At 29.8% G+C, this 15559-nt stretch carries 19 protein-coding genes and 2 pseudogenes; 5 read left to right on the top strand and 16 right to left on the bottom strand.

The window, feature by feature from the left end; translation table 11 throughout:
* Positions 1–17: 17 nt before the first annotated feature.
* From T483_RS0122240 to T483_RS0122210, 9 genes and pseudogenes are all read right to left on the bottom strand, one after another.
* Positions 18–209 carry a hypothetical protein gene (locus T483_RS0122240; protein ID WP_026888810.1) on the bottom strand — a complete coding sequence of 64 codons (192 nt, stop codon included), beginning with the start codon at positions 207–209 and terminating at the stop codon, positions 18–20.
* Positions 210–335: 126 nt separating this feature from the next.
* Positions 336–899, bottom strand: a complete 564-nt coding sequence (locus T483_RS0122235; protein ID WP_026888809.1) for a flavin reductase family protein — start codon at positions 897–899, stop codon at positions 336–338.
* A gap of 304 nt (positions 900–1203) precedes the next feature.
* Entirely contained in the window at positions 1204–1587 is a 384-nt protein-coding gene (locus tag T483_RS0122230; RefSeq protein WP_026888808.1) for a VOC family protein, read from the bottom strand.
* Positions 1588–1751: 164 nt separating this feature from the next.
* Entirely contained in the window at positions 1752–2363 is a 612-nt protein-coding gene (locus T483_RS0122225; RefSeq protein ID WP_026888807.1) for a hypothetical protein, read from the bottom strand.
* A gap of 88 nt (positions 2364–2451) precedes the next feature.
* Positions 2452–2600 (bottom strand): annotated as a pseudogene (locus tag T483_RS31765) (IS1595 family transposase); the annotation flags it as partial.
* Between the two features lie 261 nt (positions 2601–2861).
* Positions 2862–3437 carry an alpha/beta hydrolase fold domain-containing protein gene (locus T483_RS30275; RefSeq protein WP_080697123.1) on the bottom strand — a complete coding sequence of 192 codons (576 nt, stop codon included), beginning with the start codon at positions 3435–3437 and terminating at the stop codon, positions 2862–2864.
* A 6-nt stretch (positions 3438–3443) separates the two neighbouring features.
* Positions 3444–3761 carry a hypothetical protein gene (locus T483_RS30270; protein ID WP_051560507.1) on the bottom strand — a complete coding sequence of 106 codons (318 nt, stop codon included), beginning with the start codon at positions 3759–3761 and terminating at the stop codon, positions 3444–3446.
* 206 nt (positions 3762–3967) lie between these two features.
* Positions 3968–4096: pseudogene (locus T483_RS31245) on the bottom strand (IS1595 family transposase); the annotation flags it as partial.
* A 504-nt stretch (positions 4097–4600) separates the two neighbouring features.
* Positions 4601–5170 carry a dihydrofolate reductase family protein gene (locus T483_RS0122210; protein WP_026888806.1) on the bottom strand — a complete coding sequence of 190 codons (570 nt, stop codon included), beginning with the start codon at positions 5168–5170 and terminating at the stop codon, positions 4601–4603.
* A gap of 328 nt (positions 5171–5498) precedes the next feature.
* Here T483_RS0122210 and T483_RS31240 point away from each other — a divergent pair, with 328 nt between their 5' ends.
* A complete protein-coding gene (locus T483_RS31240) occupies positions 5499–5660 on the top strand; it encodes a hypothetical protein (RefSeq protein WP_196244913.1) in 162 nt (53 codons plus the stop codon).
* Between the two features lie 33 nt (positions 5661–5693).
* On the opposite strand, the gene hydF is transcribed toward T483_RS31240, so the two are convergent.
* Complete coding sequence (gene hydF, locus T483_RS0122205) at positions 5694–6932, bottom strand: [FeFe] hydrogenase H-cluster maturation GTPase HydF (RefSeq protein WP_026888805.1); 1239 nt, start codon at positions 6930–6932, stop codon at positions 5694–5696.
* A 284-nt stretch (positions 6933–7216) separates the two neighbouring features.
* On the opposite strand from hydF, the gene T483_RS0122200 reads away from it, so the two are divergent.
* Together T483_RS0122200 and T483_RS0122195 are read left to right on the top strand one after the other, a co-directional pair.
* Positions 7217–7453, top strand: a complete 237-nt coding sequence (locus T483_RS0122200) for a DUF2164 domain-containing protein (protein WP_026888804.1) — start codon at positions 7217–7219, stop codon at positions 7451–7453.
* Positions 7454–7465: 12 nt separating this feature from the next.
* Positions 7466–8863 carry an aspartate ammonia-lyase gene (locus T483_RS0122195; protein WP_026888803.1) on the top strand — a complete coding sequence of 466 codons (1398 nt, stop codon included), beginning with the start codon at positions 7466–7468 and terminating at the stop codon, positions 8861–8863.
* 57 nt (positions 8864–8920) lie between these two features.
* On the opposite strand, the gene T483_RS0122190 is transcribed toward T483_RS0122195, so the two are convergent.
* The gene (locus tag T483_RS0122190) at positions 8921–10477 is read right to left on the bottom strand and encodes a peptidoglycan-binding domain-containing protein (RefSeq protein WP_242841909.1); all 1557 of its coding nucleotides are present in this window, start codon (positions 10475–10477) and stop codon (positions 8921–8923) included.
* 203 nt (positions 10478–10680) lie between these two features.
* On the opposite strand from T483_RS0122190, the gene T483_RS0122185 reads away from it, so the two are divergent.
* Positions 10681–11256, top strand: a complete 576-nt coding sequence (locus T483_RS0122185) for a class I SAM-dependent methyltransferase (RefSeq protein WP_080697121.1) — start codon at positions 10681–10683, stop codon at positions 11254–11256.
* Between the two features lie 129 nt (positions 11257–11385).
* On the opposite strand, the gene T483_RS0122180 is transcribed toward T483_RS0122185, so the two are convergent.
* A complete protein-coding gene (locus T483_RS0122180; protein ID WP_026888800.1) occupies positions 11386–11550 on the bottom strand; it encodes a Spo0E family sporulation regulatory protein-aspartic acid phosphatase in 165 nt (54 codons plus the stop codon).
* Positions 11551–12137: 587 nt separating this feature from the next.
* Between T483_RS0122180 and T483_RS31235 the strand changes: the two genes are divergently transcribed.
* Positions 12138–12302 carry a hypothetical protein gene (locus tag T483_RS31235; protein WP_155268530.1) on the top strand — a complete coding sequence of 55 codons (165 nt, stop codon included), beginning with the start codon at positions 12138–12140 and terminating at the stop codon, positions 12300–12302.
* Positions 12303–12655: 353 nt separating this feature from the next.
* Here the strand turns inward: T483_RS31235 and T483_RS0122170 are convergent, their stop codons facing one another.
* The 4 genes from T483_RS0122170 to T483_RS31760 all read right to left on the bottom strand — a co-directional run bounded on the left by T483_RS0122170 (position 12656) and on the right by T483_RS31760 (position 15504).
* Positions 12656–13348 (bottom strand): MBL fold metallo-hydrolase, encoded by a 693-nt coding sequence (locus T483_RS0122170; protein WP_026888799.1) that lies wholly within the window; start codon positions 13346–13348, stop codon positions 12656–12658.
* Positions 13349–13403: 55 nt separating this feature from the next.
* Positions 13404–14123 (bottom strand): DedA family protein, encoded by a 720-nt coding sequence (locus T483_RS0122165; RefSeq protein ID WP_242841923.1) that lies wholly within the window; start codon positions 14121–14123, stop codon positions 13404–13406.
* A gap of 423 nt (positions 14124–14546) precedes the next feature.
* Positions 14547–14756 (bottom strand): alpha/beta-type small acid-soluble spore protein, encoded by a 210-nt coding sequence (locus T483_RS0122160; RefSeq protein WP_026888797.1) that lies wholly within the window; start codon positions 14754–14756, stop codon positions 14547–14549.
* A 118-nt stretch (positions 14757–14874) separates the two neighbouring features.
* Positions 14875–15504, bottom strand: coding sequence for a hypothetical protein (locus T483_RS31760; protein ID WP_026888796.1), 630 nt, complete (start codon positions 15502–15504; stop codon positions 14875–14877).
* Between the last annotated feature and the right edge of the window lie 55 nt (positions 15505–15559).

Raw genomic sequence — 15559 nt, 5'->3', positions numbered from 1 at the left:
AGAAAAATATGAAGTAACTAAGGCTCGTATATATCAGCGCTACACTCATCACATCTGCCGTCATTACGCTCATATTCCTCTTCTGATATTTCAGTTTCACAAATGTCACAGACTAATATTTCTTCTCCTTTATATTCAAAGTTCCTTAGGAATTGATCATTTTCTTCCTCATCATCATGTTGATAATATGATTTTATTTTATTTGGCATCTTAATTCTACCTTTCTAAGTTTTGACTTTAATACTTCGGATTAATTTACCATTGTTAAACCATCTTATTTTTATGACTAATAAATCATATTATAAGATTACGTATGTTCCTTATATTAATGCTTGTTATCTAGGTTCATCGGTACTCATGCTCCTATATGTTTTAAATAACGTACCAACTTTATCCTTTAAATCATAGTACCCTGGATACATCATAATTGTTGGTTTAACCTCAAGGGCATTTGGTGTTCCATTTTCCAGACAGTCTTCATTCGCATATACTGCAACAATTTCTCCAATAAACATCGTAAAATCAAATATAGAAATTGTCTGTATTACCTTACAAAGATAATTTACAGGACATTCTTTTATCATTGGTGCATTTCCTGCATCATCATAAAACGAATCAAATACATTTGATTTATCTTCTTTATTACCAGATACGCACCCACAAAGATCAGTCTTATAAATGGATTCAGAGGATGGTATGTTTACACTGAAGAATCCATTTTCTACTACACCTGAAGTTGTATAGTGGGAATTTTTCAATGAAATATACAATACAGGTTTCTCACTTACAACACCATATGCGCCTATTGTGGCATAGTTTGGTTTTCCATCAACCATGGCGCCTGCTAAAACTGTAATAAATGGTCCAAAAGGGATATTTGCTATTTTCTTCTTTATCATATTCTTTCTCCAATCTAATTATTTATCTGTTGCAACAATATTAATTATATGGATAAATCCAAAAAAATATAGACTGTTTCTTTTCTGTGAGTTATCATATAGATAGATTATGCCCCTAAATAAATAATCTTCGCATCACAATAATTTACTATTACGTTTTATTTTAGAATTGCGTAATAAAAAAATCGCAAATTCCCTCTCTTGAATAATGCGATTTTACAATTTAGTCTTTAATTTTATTAATTCATTATTTAAGAAAAATATGTATTAACTCAACTACACATTATGTTTATTTGCAGAAGTGTTATTTTTGTTTCATTCCAAAAGCAATCCACCGTCCGTCTATATCTTCTAACACAAATTCCATATTATTATAATCTGTCATATGGAGCGGACGAACAATTTTAGCTCCTTTACTTATAAATTCATTTTGTAATGCTTCTTGATTGTCCGTAATAAAATATGCATCTTCCCCATAACCGTAGAGTTCCCTATTCGTGTGGACTTTTTCGTTATTTGCTTTAGTCAATACTATTTCCACACTATCACGGTAAAGGCATATGTGGGGTTCTTTTACATCTAAATATTTAACAATTCTAAATCCCATAATCTCGTTATAATACTTAGCGGTTTCTTCGATATTCGGTGTAGGAAACACCGCAAGTATTGAATGAAGAATTTTTTCCATGCATAATCTCTCCTTTTTATGACGCTTAATATAAATAATCTGTAGTTCGTAGTTTCTAACGTATTCTGTATTAATTATAACATATTCTGTAAAAAACATCTTACTCAATTTTCAAAGAGCATTTTTATAATTTGCTACGCACTTTCTACAGATTGTGTATGATGTTATTCCATAGAAGTGATATCATATCTTATTTCTACTACTTTATTTTCTGCATTCCAAAATTCAATTGTTACTTTTTTTTCATGGTCTACATATCCAATTACTGGCGAGCTAGGCATTTGTTCCTCAGTTCTCTTATAATAGTTAGTCCCATAAGCATTAATCACATCATCAATTGAGCTTCCTAACCCAATACCTTTACTTGTCTTCATATTACTGTTTGTTTCAGAGTTAATAATAACTCTAATAATTTGTCTCTGCTTATTTGTAGCAATTTTTAAACCATCACTTAGTTTATAGTAGTCAAATAAAGCATTATCAATTTTTTTGAGATTTGTCCCATATTTTTGTATAAATTCCTTACTATCAATGCTCTCATACATTTGAATGCCATCTATATTTTCTTGGCTAAGAGTTGTTGTTTTGGTAAACATAAAACTGCTTGACCTTTGAAAATATTTACAAGCGCCAAATATAGTACAACAAATTAAAAGTAAAATAGTGATGATAATTTTAAATATATTATTTATTGAGATTTTTTTCTTTATAAGTCCTAAAGTAAAAACTGTGACTGTTAACAAAAATATACTTATTATAATTCCGATAATACTCAAAGTTGATTCCCCTTATTACATATTATTTGCACTTGTTCATTAGATTATAGTTTTACATAACACTTATTATAACATAATTTACAAAATATTACGTATACAATACATACATCGGCTCTCTATTTTGAAGTCTTTTATTCTGATATATGAGTGTGCTACACTACTTTAAACTATAAAGTTTTTCGACTTTATTATCTCTTTATCTGTATTAAATATTTTAATCCATTTAAACCACACTACCAACACCCATGTATGCTCCGACAGCGTCTAAAATTTTCTGCCTAAAAAATGATTTAGATATACTAATATCAACCTATCATGGTAAAAATAAAAATACCAACTTTTCTTAAATTGAAATGTTGATATTTTTGCTTTGGCTGTGTTTTTATATGATGTTGAAATATAGCTTTAAAAAATTATTGGCGAGATTATCCACGTATAATACTCCATATAAGAAGATTGTGAATTATCAACATATATTGTTACATTGTTTTTTTACATTTATGACGACTTTATAATATCAATAATCTGCTGAATTGCTTTCTGTGACTCAGGAAAGAAATGCAATGGCCAAATATGTATCATGGAAGGATACTCATAATAACCTATTTTTACTTCCTTTTCATCTGCCATGTTCTTGAACCTTTTGGCATCAGGATACAATATATCATGTGTTCCTATGAACAAACTAATTTTACCGAGTCCTTCAAGGTTACCATAAATAGGGCTAATTAGGTAATGCTTTGATCCTTTATCCCCGCTATACCACTTAACTATATCACTCAATGCAGGTACTGCCGATACTGGGTCAAGCCTCTCCATGTCATGTATTTCTGGATTACTAAACGACATATCTAGTGTAGGTGTTATGAGAATGACATTTCCAGGTTGTGGCAAATTCATTTCTTTTAAAAGTTGTGCTAGAGAAAAACCCAGTCCTCCACCTGTTGAATCACCCATAATTACAACATCTTCAAATTTAGTATCTGAAATAATCTGTTGATAGATTGGAACAATCATATCAAAAACTTCTTGGTACTGATGTTTCGGTGCTAAAGGATAAATTGGAACAGTTATTGTGCATTATAGAGATTCTACGAGTTTACCGATAAATTCCCAATGAAGGCTCATAATTTCATAGACAAAACCTCCTCCATGAAGATAAAGTATATGCTTTTTTCCCACATCGTTCAATGGTTTGATTATATAGCAACAATAACCATTTACATCCTTTTTGCTTATATTAAAATTTCTTTGTACTTTTTTAGGAGGTTCATGGCTTTCTGATAATTGCTTTTTTTCTATATTCTTTCTTAATTCATCACCAGTTACTTCCCACATTTTTTTTAGTTTGACAATACGCAGCATAGCCTTCAAAATCTTACTCTGTATACTCTCCATACTATCTACTCCTTATTTTTGTTTGCCATATCCTGCTCGTGAGTTCACTTTAGGCTAAAATTATTATAATACATGAATTTAACTCTAAATAATTTACTTTAATATTCTTTTTTAAGAGACTGTTGTAAACAATAATTTACTGCTGTTCATTCGATTATAGTTTCACATAACACTTATTATAACATCATTTACAAAATACTACACATTCATTGCATACATCGGCTCTCTATTTTCAAGTCTTTTATTCTGCTACATGAGTGTACTAGATTACTTTGAACTATAAAGTTTTTAGCCTTTATTATGTCCTTATCTGTATCAAATATTTTAAGCCATTTGACCACACTCCCAACACCCATATATGCTCTGATAGCATATAAAATTTTGTCCCTCCAATAAAATAATTTAGGCATGCTAGTATCAACTATCAGGACAAAAATAAAAATACCAACTTCTCTTAAATTGAAATGTTGGTATTTTTATTTTGGCTGTATTTTAATATGATGTTGAAATATAGCCCCAAAAAATTATAGGTGGGATTGTCCACATATAATACCCGGTATTTAAAAGGTGCATAAAATGTGAGAAGTTAAGCTCCTAGAGAAAGAACTTCACTTCTTATTTTTTCCATATAAAATTTTGTTTAATCACTAAACCGAGCCGTCGCTTTTAGCGGTTTAGTTCTTTCTAAGAATTGTGTACTAAAAAATAGCAAATTGTAAAATCTCTTGAATAACGAAATTTTACAATTTGCTATTTATCTTTATTGATTCACAATTTATGAATTTTGCAGCGCTCCCTTTACATTTTAAACTTTATTTTGCTTTTGGCACTGTTAAAAATTAATTACAATTCCAATGATAGATTAGTTGTACAACGCCAGAAGAGAACGTTCTGGTATTAACCATTTTTAAATTCACTCTCTGTCTTATATCACTAAACAACGGTTTTCCTTCTCCCAAAATAACAGGGTGAATAGATAATCTAAATTCATCAACAAGACCTAAATTTATAAAGGTTGTAATAAGACTTGCTCCTCCATATAGCCAAATGTCTTTACCAGGCTTATTCTTCAATTTATTTACTTCTTCAATAATATTTTCATTTATAAATATTGCTTGATTATCAGTACCTATTTGTGTTTTAGAAAACACATATTTCTCTTTACTATGAATCAATTTCCAAATTTCTTTTTCATCATCAGAATCTTCATCTTGTGGAATATATTGTCCCCATAAATCGTAACTTTTTCTGCCATATAAAATAGTGTCAATTTCATTCAAGAAATTAGTGAACCCCATATCAGTGTCCATAATGCACCAATCAACTTCTCCATTTTTCCCTTCAATAAAGCCGTCTAAAGTGGTTGCTAAATCTAAAATTATTCTTCTCTGTTTTACGTTATTTGGCATGACTCTTCCTCCTTCTTATATTATTTTATTATTGTTGCTACTCCAATTAGTAAAGGCATCTAAAATATACTATATTATAAATGCCAATTTAAATACTTTACTTATTATATAAACATATTTACAAAGACTTTAAATCCATATCTTCACCAGAAATCATAAATATATTTGTAACCACAATGGTCATAATATGAAGAAAACATTTGAAAATGAGAGTCGAACTTATGTGGATATCAACTGAAGTTGAATCTATGTTTGCTCCATATATGCCCCTGAAATATATGCTAACTAGAAATAAGAATTATGCTTTTGTAACCACAAGGGTCATAATATGAAATGTTTCATTAGGAATTTGATGGTTTTGATTCTTAGATTAAAAGTTGTTCCAATTATGCTAGTTCAAAGCCTGCCTTTGATGCTAGCATATTGGACGCAACTTGTGATCTTAGAATCATCCATCATAATTTCCTTAGAAACTGGAACAACAGCATAATTCTTATTTCGGTAAGTCCTGCATAAATTCTGTTTAATTAAAATCTCCATCATATATTGCTTTTGCCATTGGGAAAGGTTCAAGTGCTCTTTCTAAAATTCCTTGAACGTACCCTATTAATACTCCATAATTTACAATTGGTATTTCATATTTAACTGCATTACCAATTCTTGAAAGCATAGCAGCTCTATTTAACATGCATCCTCCACAATGGATGATAAGTTTGTATTTCTTAACATCATCAGTAAATGAATTTCCAGAAGAATATTCAAAATTAATTTGTTTCCCTGTCATTTGACGTACCCATCTTGGTATTTTAACTGTTCCAATATCGTCACATTGTCTGTGATGAGTGCATCCTTCTGAGATTAATACATAATCTCCATCTTCTAAACTTTCTACTGCTTTAGCTCCTTTTACAAGCTCCATAAGATCTCCCTTATATCTTGCTTGCAATATTGAAAATGATGTAAGCATTATATCCTTAGGCGTATCTGCTGATGCCTTTAAGAAGACTTGTGAATCTGTTATAACAAGTTTAGGCTTTTTCTTTAAATTTTCAAGAGTTTCCCTTAGCTCATGCTCTTTTGTTACAATAGCTATGGCATCACTTTCAATTATGTCTCTTATTGTTTGCTGCTGAGGAAGAATTAATCTTCCTTTAGGAGCTGCCTTATCAATAGGTGTAACAAGAACAACTAAATCTCCTGGGCTTATAAGGTCTCCAACTAATTTAAATTTATCTTCATTATCTGGTATTACGCTTATAATTTTTTGCTTAAGCTCATCTATTCCATTTTTATTTAATGCAGAAACTGAAACGACAGTAGTTCCAATTGTCTTTTCTAACTCAGCCAATTCCTCTGTTGCTATATTTTTCTTATCTGCCTTATTAAAAATACAAATTGTAGGTATCTTCTTTTCCTTTATTTGATCTATTATTGATCTATCATTTTCAGTAACTCCAACAGTAGCATCTACTACTACTAATGCAACATCTGTTTTTGATAAAACTTCAATAGTTTTCTTTTTTCTTGACTCACCTAATTCACTTTCATCGTCAAGTCCTGCTGTATCAATAATCATACAAGGTCCTATCGGAAGAATTTCTATAGCTTTATAAACAGGGTCTGTAGTTGTCCCCTTAACATCAGAAACAATTGAAATTTCTTGATTTGTAAGTGCATTTATAATACTTGATTTTCCAGCGTTTGTCATACCAAATAGAGCAATATGTACTCTTTCTCCAGACGGTGTTGTATTTAAACTCATATTATTTCTCCTTTGAATTAATTTTAATTACTCAAAAATATTTTTTTAAGTTGCTTATTCTATTATAATATAAAATATAAAGATATACATTGCAAAATAATTCTTTATTTAAGGCACGATCAAAAAATAATGGATCAGTATGTTTGTAAATTTCGCGTCATACTGTGCTAGCAAATTTAGATGATAGACTTGTTAGGAACTGAATTCACTTCCTTGTCTAACGCTAAATATTCAGTACATTTTTAATCTATTATTTTCTTTCACGTGCTAACACGGAGGTTAAGATGAGAGATAAAGATAAAATTAAACTAAGTAAAGAAAAACGTGAAGATATGATTTCTTCAATAAAAGAATATTTTTTTAATGAGAGAGGAGAAGAATTAGGCGATTTAGCTTCAAGCCAGCTATTAAACTTTATCATAGATGAATTATCACTGGAATTTTATAATCAAGGCGTCTATGATTCTTATAAATACATGACTAGAAGTATTGATGATTTATTATCAGTACAAAAATATTAAGGAGTGTTCATTTTGAATTATAGATTAGAACAGGATGTATTAGGTGAAAGAAATATCGATAATTCTACATATAGTGGAATAAATACAGCAAGAGCTTTAGAAAATTTTGCTTTAAACAGCAAAAGTGTGAATTTAAATTTAATACGAGAAATTGCACTTATAAAAAAAGCTGCTGCTATGACAAATAAAACCTTAAAATTTCTTGCCCCTGAAAAGGCTGATGCGATAATAAAAGCAAGCGAAGAAGTTATAGATGGAAAATTTGATGATGAATTTAAACTAAGTGCATTTCAAGGTGGAGCTGGTACATCTACTAACATGAATGTAAATGAAGTTATTGCTAACAGAGCCATTGAATTGTTAGGTGGAGTTAAAGGCGACTACAATTTAGTTCATCCTCTTAACCATGTTAATATGTCTCAATCAACTAATGATGTTTACCCTTCTGCCCTTCGAATTGCAGCAATTAGATTAATAAGAAAGTTAAGTGATTCTTTATCTAGTTTACAAGAATCTCTTCAAATTAAGGAGAATGAATTTTCAGATATAATAAAGCTTGGAAGAACTCAATTAATGGATGCACTTCCAATGACTGCAGGGCAAAGCTTTGGAGCATATTCTAAGGCTATTGAAAGAGATAGATGGAGAATATACAAAGTAGAAGAAAGATTAAGGCAGATAAACCTTGGTGGTACTGCTATAGGTACAGGTTTAAATGCTACAAATAAATATGTATTCATGATGACAGATATTATTCAAAACCTTACTGGTCTTGGAATAGCAAGATCTGATTATCCTATGGACATTACACAAAACTGTGATATATTCGTAGAAACTTCTGGACTTTTAAAATCGTGCAGCGTAAATCTTCTTAAGATTTCAAATGATTTAAGGCTCCTTAATTCTGGACCTCGTGGTGGGATAGGAGAAGTGATTCTTCCTAAGATGCAGGCAGGCTCAACAATTATGCCAGGAAAAGTTAATCCTGTTATTCCTGAGATGGTTGCTCAGGTAAGCTTAAGAGTTATTTCTAATGATAGCGCTATAACCATGGCAAGTTCCATGGGACAATTGGAACTAAATGCTTTTACTCCACTTATAGCGGAGTGCCTGCTTGAATCTCTAGAACTTCTTGAAAGAAGCGTCACACTTTTCAGAGATAAATGTATAAATGATCTAAAAATGGATGAGGATAGATGTTTAGAAAACTTAGAAAATTCTTTAGTTTCTGCAACATCCTTAGTTCCTCACCTAGGTTATGATAAAGCCAGCTTAATATCCAAAAAAGCCTTGGCCACTGGAAAGACCATAAGAGAGATTCTTCTAGAAGAACAAATATTACCTGAAGATATTATTGATAAAATATTATCTCCAACTGAATTAATAAGAACTCATATCCCAGGAAAATAAAACAAATTAGATGTGCCCTTTAAAGTATATTTTTACTCTAAAGGGCACACTTTTATTTTAGTAATAAAATCTTGGAATATTCCTTTCATCATCAAATCCAGGTATAATTGGTGGTCTAAATTCATTCATTCTAAAGCTTCTGCTTGATTCAGTTGTATTAAGTTCTGCAAGTTTTGTTACTCCAACATATATATCAGATATCCTATACCATGTTGCATAATCAACTACTCCTGTTTGAGGCAATGTAAATATTTGTTGAAATGTTTTTACTGCCGCAGCTGTCTTTGGTCCATATTTTCCATCTTCCGCGATCTTAGGAATGAGTGGATAATTTCTTGCTATTCTGTTTAATTGACCTTGAATTGCTCTTACAGATGCTCCTGATGACCCAAGTGTTAATTCTCTTCCTGGGTATGATACTGGTATTCCAGCAACTTTCTCAGCTGTTGTTAATTCAATATTGTTTCCATAGTAACGTGTCAATATATCGTATGGTCCGAGGCCTTGACGTGATAATTCCTGGCTTCCCCATTGACTTAACCAGTTAGGGCAAGTAACGCTCTTTCCATCGCAATACTGTGCAAAAAGCGGCTGTTTCCTTCCAACTCTCCTTATATATGTTGAGAAAATTTCATCTACAATTTCACTTATGTTATCATAAATATTTCTACCATAATTAAATGCTTGATCATAAGCTGTAGAGCTTGTAATATCGAAATTTTTCCCCTTACCTCTGTACCATTCAGTAAATACCCTATTTAATGTAAAAGATACAATGCAAAAAACATTTGCTCTTATGGCTGATTCAGTCCAAGTTGAATATATTTCGCATGAAGCAACATTTTTAATATAATCCTTAAATGGCACTTTATAATTTGGTGCTGATGGATCATTTGGGCCACCTTGATGAACAATGACAAATTCAGGCACTACAGGCTGTGGTAATACAACCCCTGAAGTTGGCGGCGGCAATGTCTTATCCTCTGCCTCAGGTATCTTAGGAGGAAAATTTCCATTCAAAGTATTTGGCAGTATGTCTATAACTTCTTGTCTCATAGCTCCTCTGCCTGAATTAGGTTGCAAATTACATATCTGATATGCAATTTCTGTAGGAAACACTTGGCACCCTCTTATTATTATAGGATTAAACCCTTCTCTCTCAACAGTTATATCATATAAACTGTAAGGTATTTGATTGCTATTAGGATTTAAGGAATATTCCAATGGTGGTGCTGGTAGTTCTATGATATTAGTTAATCCAACTACATTAGTAATTAGCTCAATATTTCTATCATTTCCTAAAGTAGATTGTCCTTTTACTGTTATTCTAGCTCTATCCAGTGGAATATAATCGTTTCCTCTGAAACATTGTACCTTCAAGCCACCTATTCTTGGTGTAGCACTTCCAGTGCTTGGTATCGTTCCAGTATTTGCTGGAGCACTTCCTGTAATGTTTCCTGAACCTAACGTAGCACCTCCAGTACTTGGTGTTGTGACATTCCCAGCAGAACTTCCTGTAGCACCTCCTGCACTTAAAGTGGCACCTCCAGCTGTATTTGGTATCATATTTTCGCCAGTACTACCCGTAACATTTCCACTACTTATATTCTCCATAACTTTCCTCTTTCTATTTTTTCAAGATATTATATTTAACAAATACAATATTTATTACTAAAAAATATATTTATGGTTAATAATTATTTACTGAAGGTGCATAATATCTATGTACTAGTAATATCTATGTACTCGTAATATCTTTTTTATAATGATTGACTTTCGGTATATATTAAAACAAATTTTAGGAGGTGTATTTTTAAATGATGACATACAAATTAGATGCAAAAAACGAACTTAAGCTAGAAAATGAAAAGAGGAGAAAAATATTACCGCCTGAACAAACCCTTATCAATCTTGATCTGCAGACTGGAGATGTAATGGCTGACATAGGCTGTGGCATTGGATATTTTACTATTCCTGCCTCTAAAATTGTAGGAAAAAACGGTAAGATATTGGCACTTGATATATCAACTGAAATGCTGCAAGATGTTGAATTAAAAGTAACTGAAAATAATATATCAAATGTCGAAATTATTTTAACAGAAGAAAATCACTTAAAATTAGAAAATAATTCAGTCACATTTGCTTTTGCAAGTAATATAATTCATGAAGTCAACGAAAAAGCGAAATTTTTAAATGAAATAAAAAGAATAATATGTCCTGAAGGGAAAATTGCTATCCTTGAATGGGAAAAAATTAATAGTGATTTTGGACCTCCCATTGAGCATAGGTTAGACAGGATGGATTTAATAAAACTATTAGATGAACTTAATTTTTCGACTATATCAACTATAGATATTGGTGAAGACTTTTACGGAATAATTGCTCAAAAATAAATTAATTCTTTATGTAAGAAAAGCACATATAAAATATAATTATCTTATATTTTATATGTGCTTTTCTTTATAAATTGTATTATCAAAAGAGCTCTTTTCTAAAGAACTTTTCGTATCTAGATTTCTAATCTAGCTCAATCGAATTAAATGGCTATACTCGTCCAAAATAGAATCTAATCGTTCACTTGCAACAATTACCTCAGGATCGAACAAATCAACTTTTTCCTTTATTATATTTAGAAGGTTTTGTTCCATCTTATAAATTTCACTATCTATTTTGTTTATAGAATCCATAATTAATTCTCCTTTATTTATTAATATGTTCAAGAAGCTTTTTTTATAATTTTATCATATAAACCAGTAGTATATGTTGCCAAAGTTGTTGCATAAGGAGGGTTTGCTTCTATGTTTCTACTGGTTTATTTTAATTTGTTTTGACAGTAATATATTAACCGTAATTAGTACTTATAATCTTTAAAAATATTAGAAAAAATAGTATTAATATAACATGTTTCCTATGTTTAGTTAATTTTCAATATAGTATTAAAGAAAAAATGAATTTCTGTCTTAAAAATAACTGATTATGAGTAGTCATTAATAAATTAAAACAATATATCCTGAAAACCTCTATTTTTACTAATTATAACTTGAATATATATTGTGATGTTTCATAAACTACTATTGATGTAAGATTTAAACTTATTAAATTGCACCCCCGGCCATTATTCTTCTCTTTTACCAGCCCCTTATTAAGTTAAGGGGCTATTTTTATTAAATTTAATATTTTTAAAATTATAGAATTGTTGTGCCTAATTTTGAATATTTTATTCATTTGAGGGCAAGCTATTTTTATATTAATTTTTGTGAAAAGGAGAATTTTAATGAACAAAATGCTATTTCAAACTCACAGAGAAAGAATTATATCATTTATTAAATTACTAAATAAAGATCTTGATTTAAATTTTACTGAAAAGGAAATTGAAGATGATAATTTTACAGATCTACCTAAAAAAAATAATGTTATACCATTCAAAAGAGTTGAGTGACTTTGATTAATCACTTAACTATAAAGAGACATTAGTATATAAGCTCTAAATAATATAATTAATTATTTAGAAAAATACTTAGTTTATATTGCCTGATAGTTTAAGATAGACTTCGATGACTTAAACTTTCAGAACATATATATTGCAATTGAGGTTCTACATTTTATCTTAATTGAGCTTTGGCTTACTAGAATTTTAAATGTACGTTTATTATTGCAGCATATATATACTGAATCTATATTTATTGAAGTAGTCCAAAATATCTAAATATAATAAGCAAAAAAAGAGTGTCAATTGTTGTTTGTTATATGTAAAAAAATTTAACAACATAATACTCACTCTTTTTTAATGTATTAAAGAAATATTTTATTACGATAATCTTCTGAACATTTCATTTCCTTTAATCTCTCTATTACTAAATTGTCCTCCCAAAAATGCATTGGGAACACTCTGTCTGTATCAGTATTCTTCATAAAATAATCAAATCCTAAATAAAACTGTTCTCCTTGCCTAGGGTCTAAAACTACAAATGCAGCATCAAAATGCCTATTCTTGATTTTATCAATTTCTTCTTCAAATCGTTCTCTTGCACTTTCATTATCCCTTTGATCTCTTCCATTCCACCACCATAGATTAAGATCTCCAGCATGATAAATTGTTTTATTCTCTGCTGTTACAATAAATGCTACTCCCTCATCTGTGGAATTTAAGGTCTCTATTTTTAAATCTGATATTTCAAAAGTTCTATTACTATCAATAAATTCTATTTTTTCATAAACCTCATCATCAACGCCATGAGTGTTAAAAAATTTTCGGCCAAATTTCTTCTTGATATCTTTTGAAAAAATATACACTACATTTGGATATTTGTTTAATAACTGAAAAATAGATATATTAAAATGGTCATGGTGATTATGACTTGAAAACACATATATTGTTTTTTCTGGATCAAAATCTGGAATCTTACCTTTAAAATAATCAAATATTAAGACCACTTTATCGAGTTCAACTGAAAAACAACTATGTTCAATATATGTAATATTCATTTGCATCATCCTTTTTTATAAATTTTATTCTCTATCAAAACGTAACTTTCTAATCTTAAATAATTCCTGTCATAACAACCACAAATATCAAAAATAAAACTGCTAACCCTGTGATCAATATCTTTACTTCTAACATTGAATAAAGTATTTTAATAAACTCTCCTTGTGTGAATTTAGTAGCTGTATTCACTTTTTCCTTATTATTGATGTAAAGAAATATGAGTACTACAATAATAAAAACTGCTATTAATAGGTACCATTTTGATACTTCATTATATCTGCCCCAGTTTGCTCCAAGAGCTCTCCCCAAGGATATAAATGTAGTAGTCCATATTAGTGCACCTAAATATGCACTAACTGCAAACTTCTTATATGGTACCTTAGTAATACCTGAGAAATAGCCTGTAATATGCCTTATACCTGGAATAAAATATGCTATAATCAACAACATACTGCCATATTTCTGATACCATATTGAAATCTTATCTAACCTATTCTTATTTAGATGAATATAACAACCATACTTCTCAATTAATCTTGTTCCTAACACTCTACCAATGAAATATGATATGGTAATACCTATTATAGCCCCACTTGTAGCCGTTATAATACTGATCAGATAACTCATTTTATTCATATAAACAACATATCCGCAATAAGTCATTAGTGCCTCACCAGGCAAAGGAAATGCTATTAATTCTAACAATAAACTTATCAATACTGTTATATATCCGTAATGATTAAACAATTCTATTACATAATCCAATAATCTCACTTCCACAGATTAATAATTTTCAGCATATCTTCTAATCATAAATCTTACTTTAATTCTTTATATATTATTAAAAAGTCGTTGGCTTGTCTGGAATCAATACAGTTATTATATTACTAATTATAACCTGTTTTCATTTGTTTTGTATAGTTTAATCAACTAGCATATATACCTAAAAAGCAATACTTATTCTCACTTTTAATACTTGTTTTACTGCCAAATTTCAAAATTAGTTAACACTTATAAATTAGATCAATTTTTTCTAGAACAAAATCGTAGGCGACTGTGGAAAGAGAATAAAAAATTATAAAAAGCCAACAGAACAAATATAACAATGTTATATTTGTTCTGCCAGCTTTTTAACCGCAAGGGGATAGTATCTATGGTATTACGAAGAAATGGCTTTCTATTATTCTAAATTACTAATTACTTTAACCCTTGTTCATAGCTTTCAATCATGTGTTTTACCATGTTTCCGCCAACATATCCATTTTGTCTTGAAGATAGGTTTCCCTTATCTTGATTTTCGTAATCATGTAATCCAACTTCTGAAGCAACCTCAGCTTTTAATCTGTTTAACCCTTGTTTTGCTTCTGGTATTAATGTTCTGTTTCTTCCACTATTATTTGATGACATATACATCTACCTCCCTTAATTAATATTTTGTTTTACAGTAATATATTAACCAGTATGATAAATTATAATCTATAAAAATATTAACAAAAATAGTACAGATAGCTTGTATTAGATAACTTTAGATAAGCTTATGTTTTACTTTGAATCCTTTACCATCATTTATGATATTTATTCCCAAAATATCGGTGAATTGTTTAAGACTTTTCATATTATTTATAAATTTAACATTTCCTTTAGCAATCAATTTTTTAATTACTTCTATTATGTCTTTTTTTTCAGCAGAACTTAGTTCCATAGAATTACTTAGGCACTCTCTATTAATATAAGTTAAAGTAGTCCATGCCTGTTCCTCTGATATACTGTTTATATCCATTAACACCCATGTAAAATCTTTTCTTCTACTATTTTCAGGATATGCAGCTTTAAAAAATTCTATAAAATGATTTATTGGCTTTGGATCTTTTTCTTTAACATACTTTCCAAGCTGTGATTTCAGATTATTCTTTAAATACATTATTGTATTTGGTTTTATAGAATCCTTTAAACCATCAATATGAGCGTAGATATAATTGTATGTATCTGTAATCTGTTCATCGCTTGCATTTCCCTTTTTTAATATCCTCGTCATATCAATGTATTCTAGTATACTTTTTTTAGAGTTAAGTTCTTTGTTATATAAGTTTTCCCAAATTTCATGTGCATTTAGTCCTTCAAATTTATAATTAACTAATGTTTCATCTTTATCCATATACAATCCCTTCTCTTTTAAATATTTTAACTTTTATATCTTAACATAGTTTCTA

Origin of the sequence: Clostridium beijerinckii HUN142 (assembly GCF_000621745.1) — a bacterium.
GTDB classification, from domain to species: domain Bacteria; phylum Bacillota; class Clostridia; order Clostridiales; family Clostridiaceae; genus Clostridium; species Clostridium beijerinckii_A.
The sequence above is the reverse complement of the archived record's forward strand: the minus strand, read 5'-3'. Positions and strand labels throughout refer to the sequence as shown.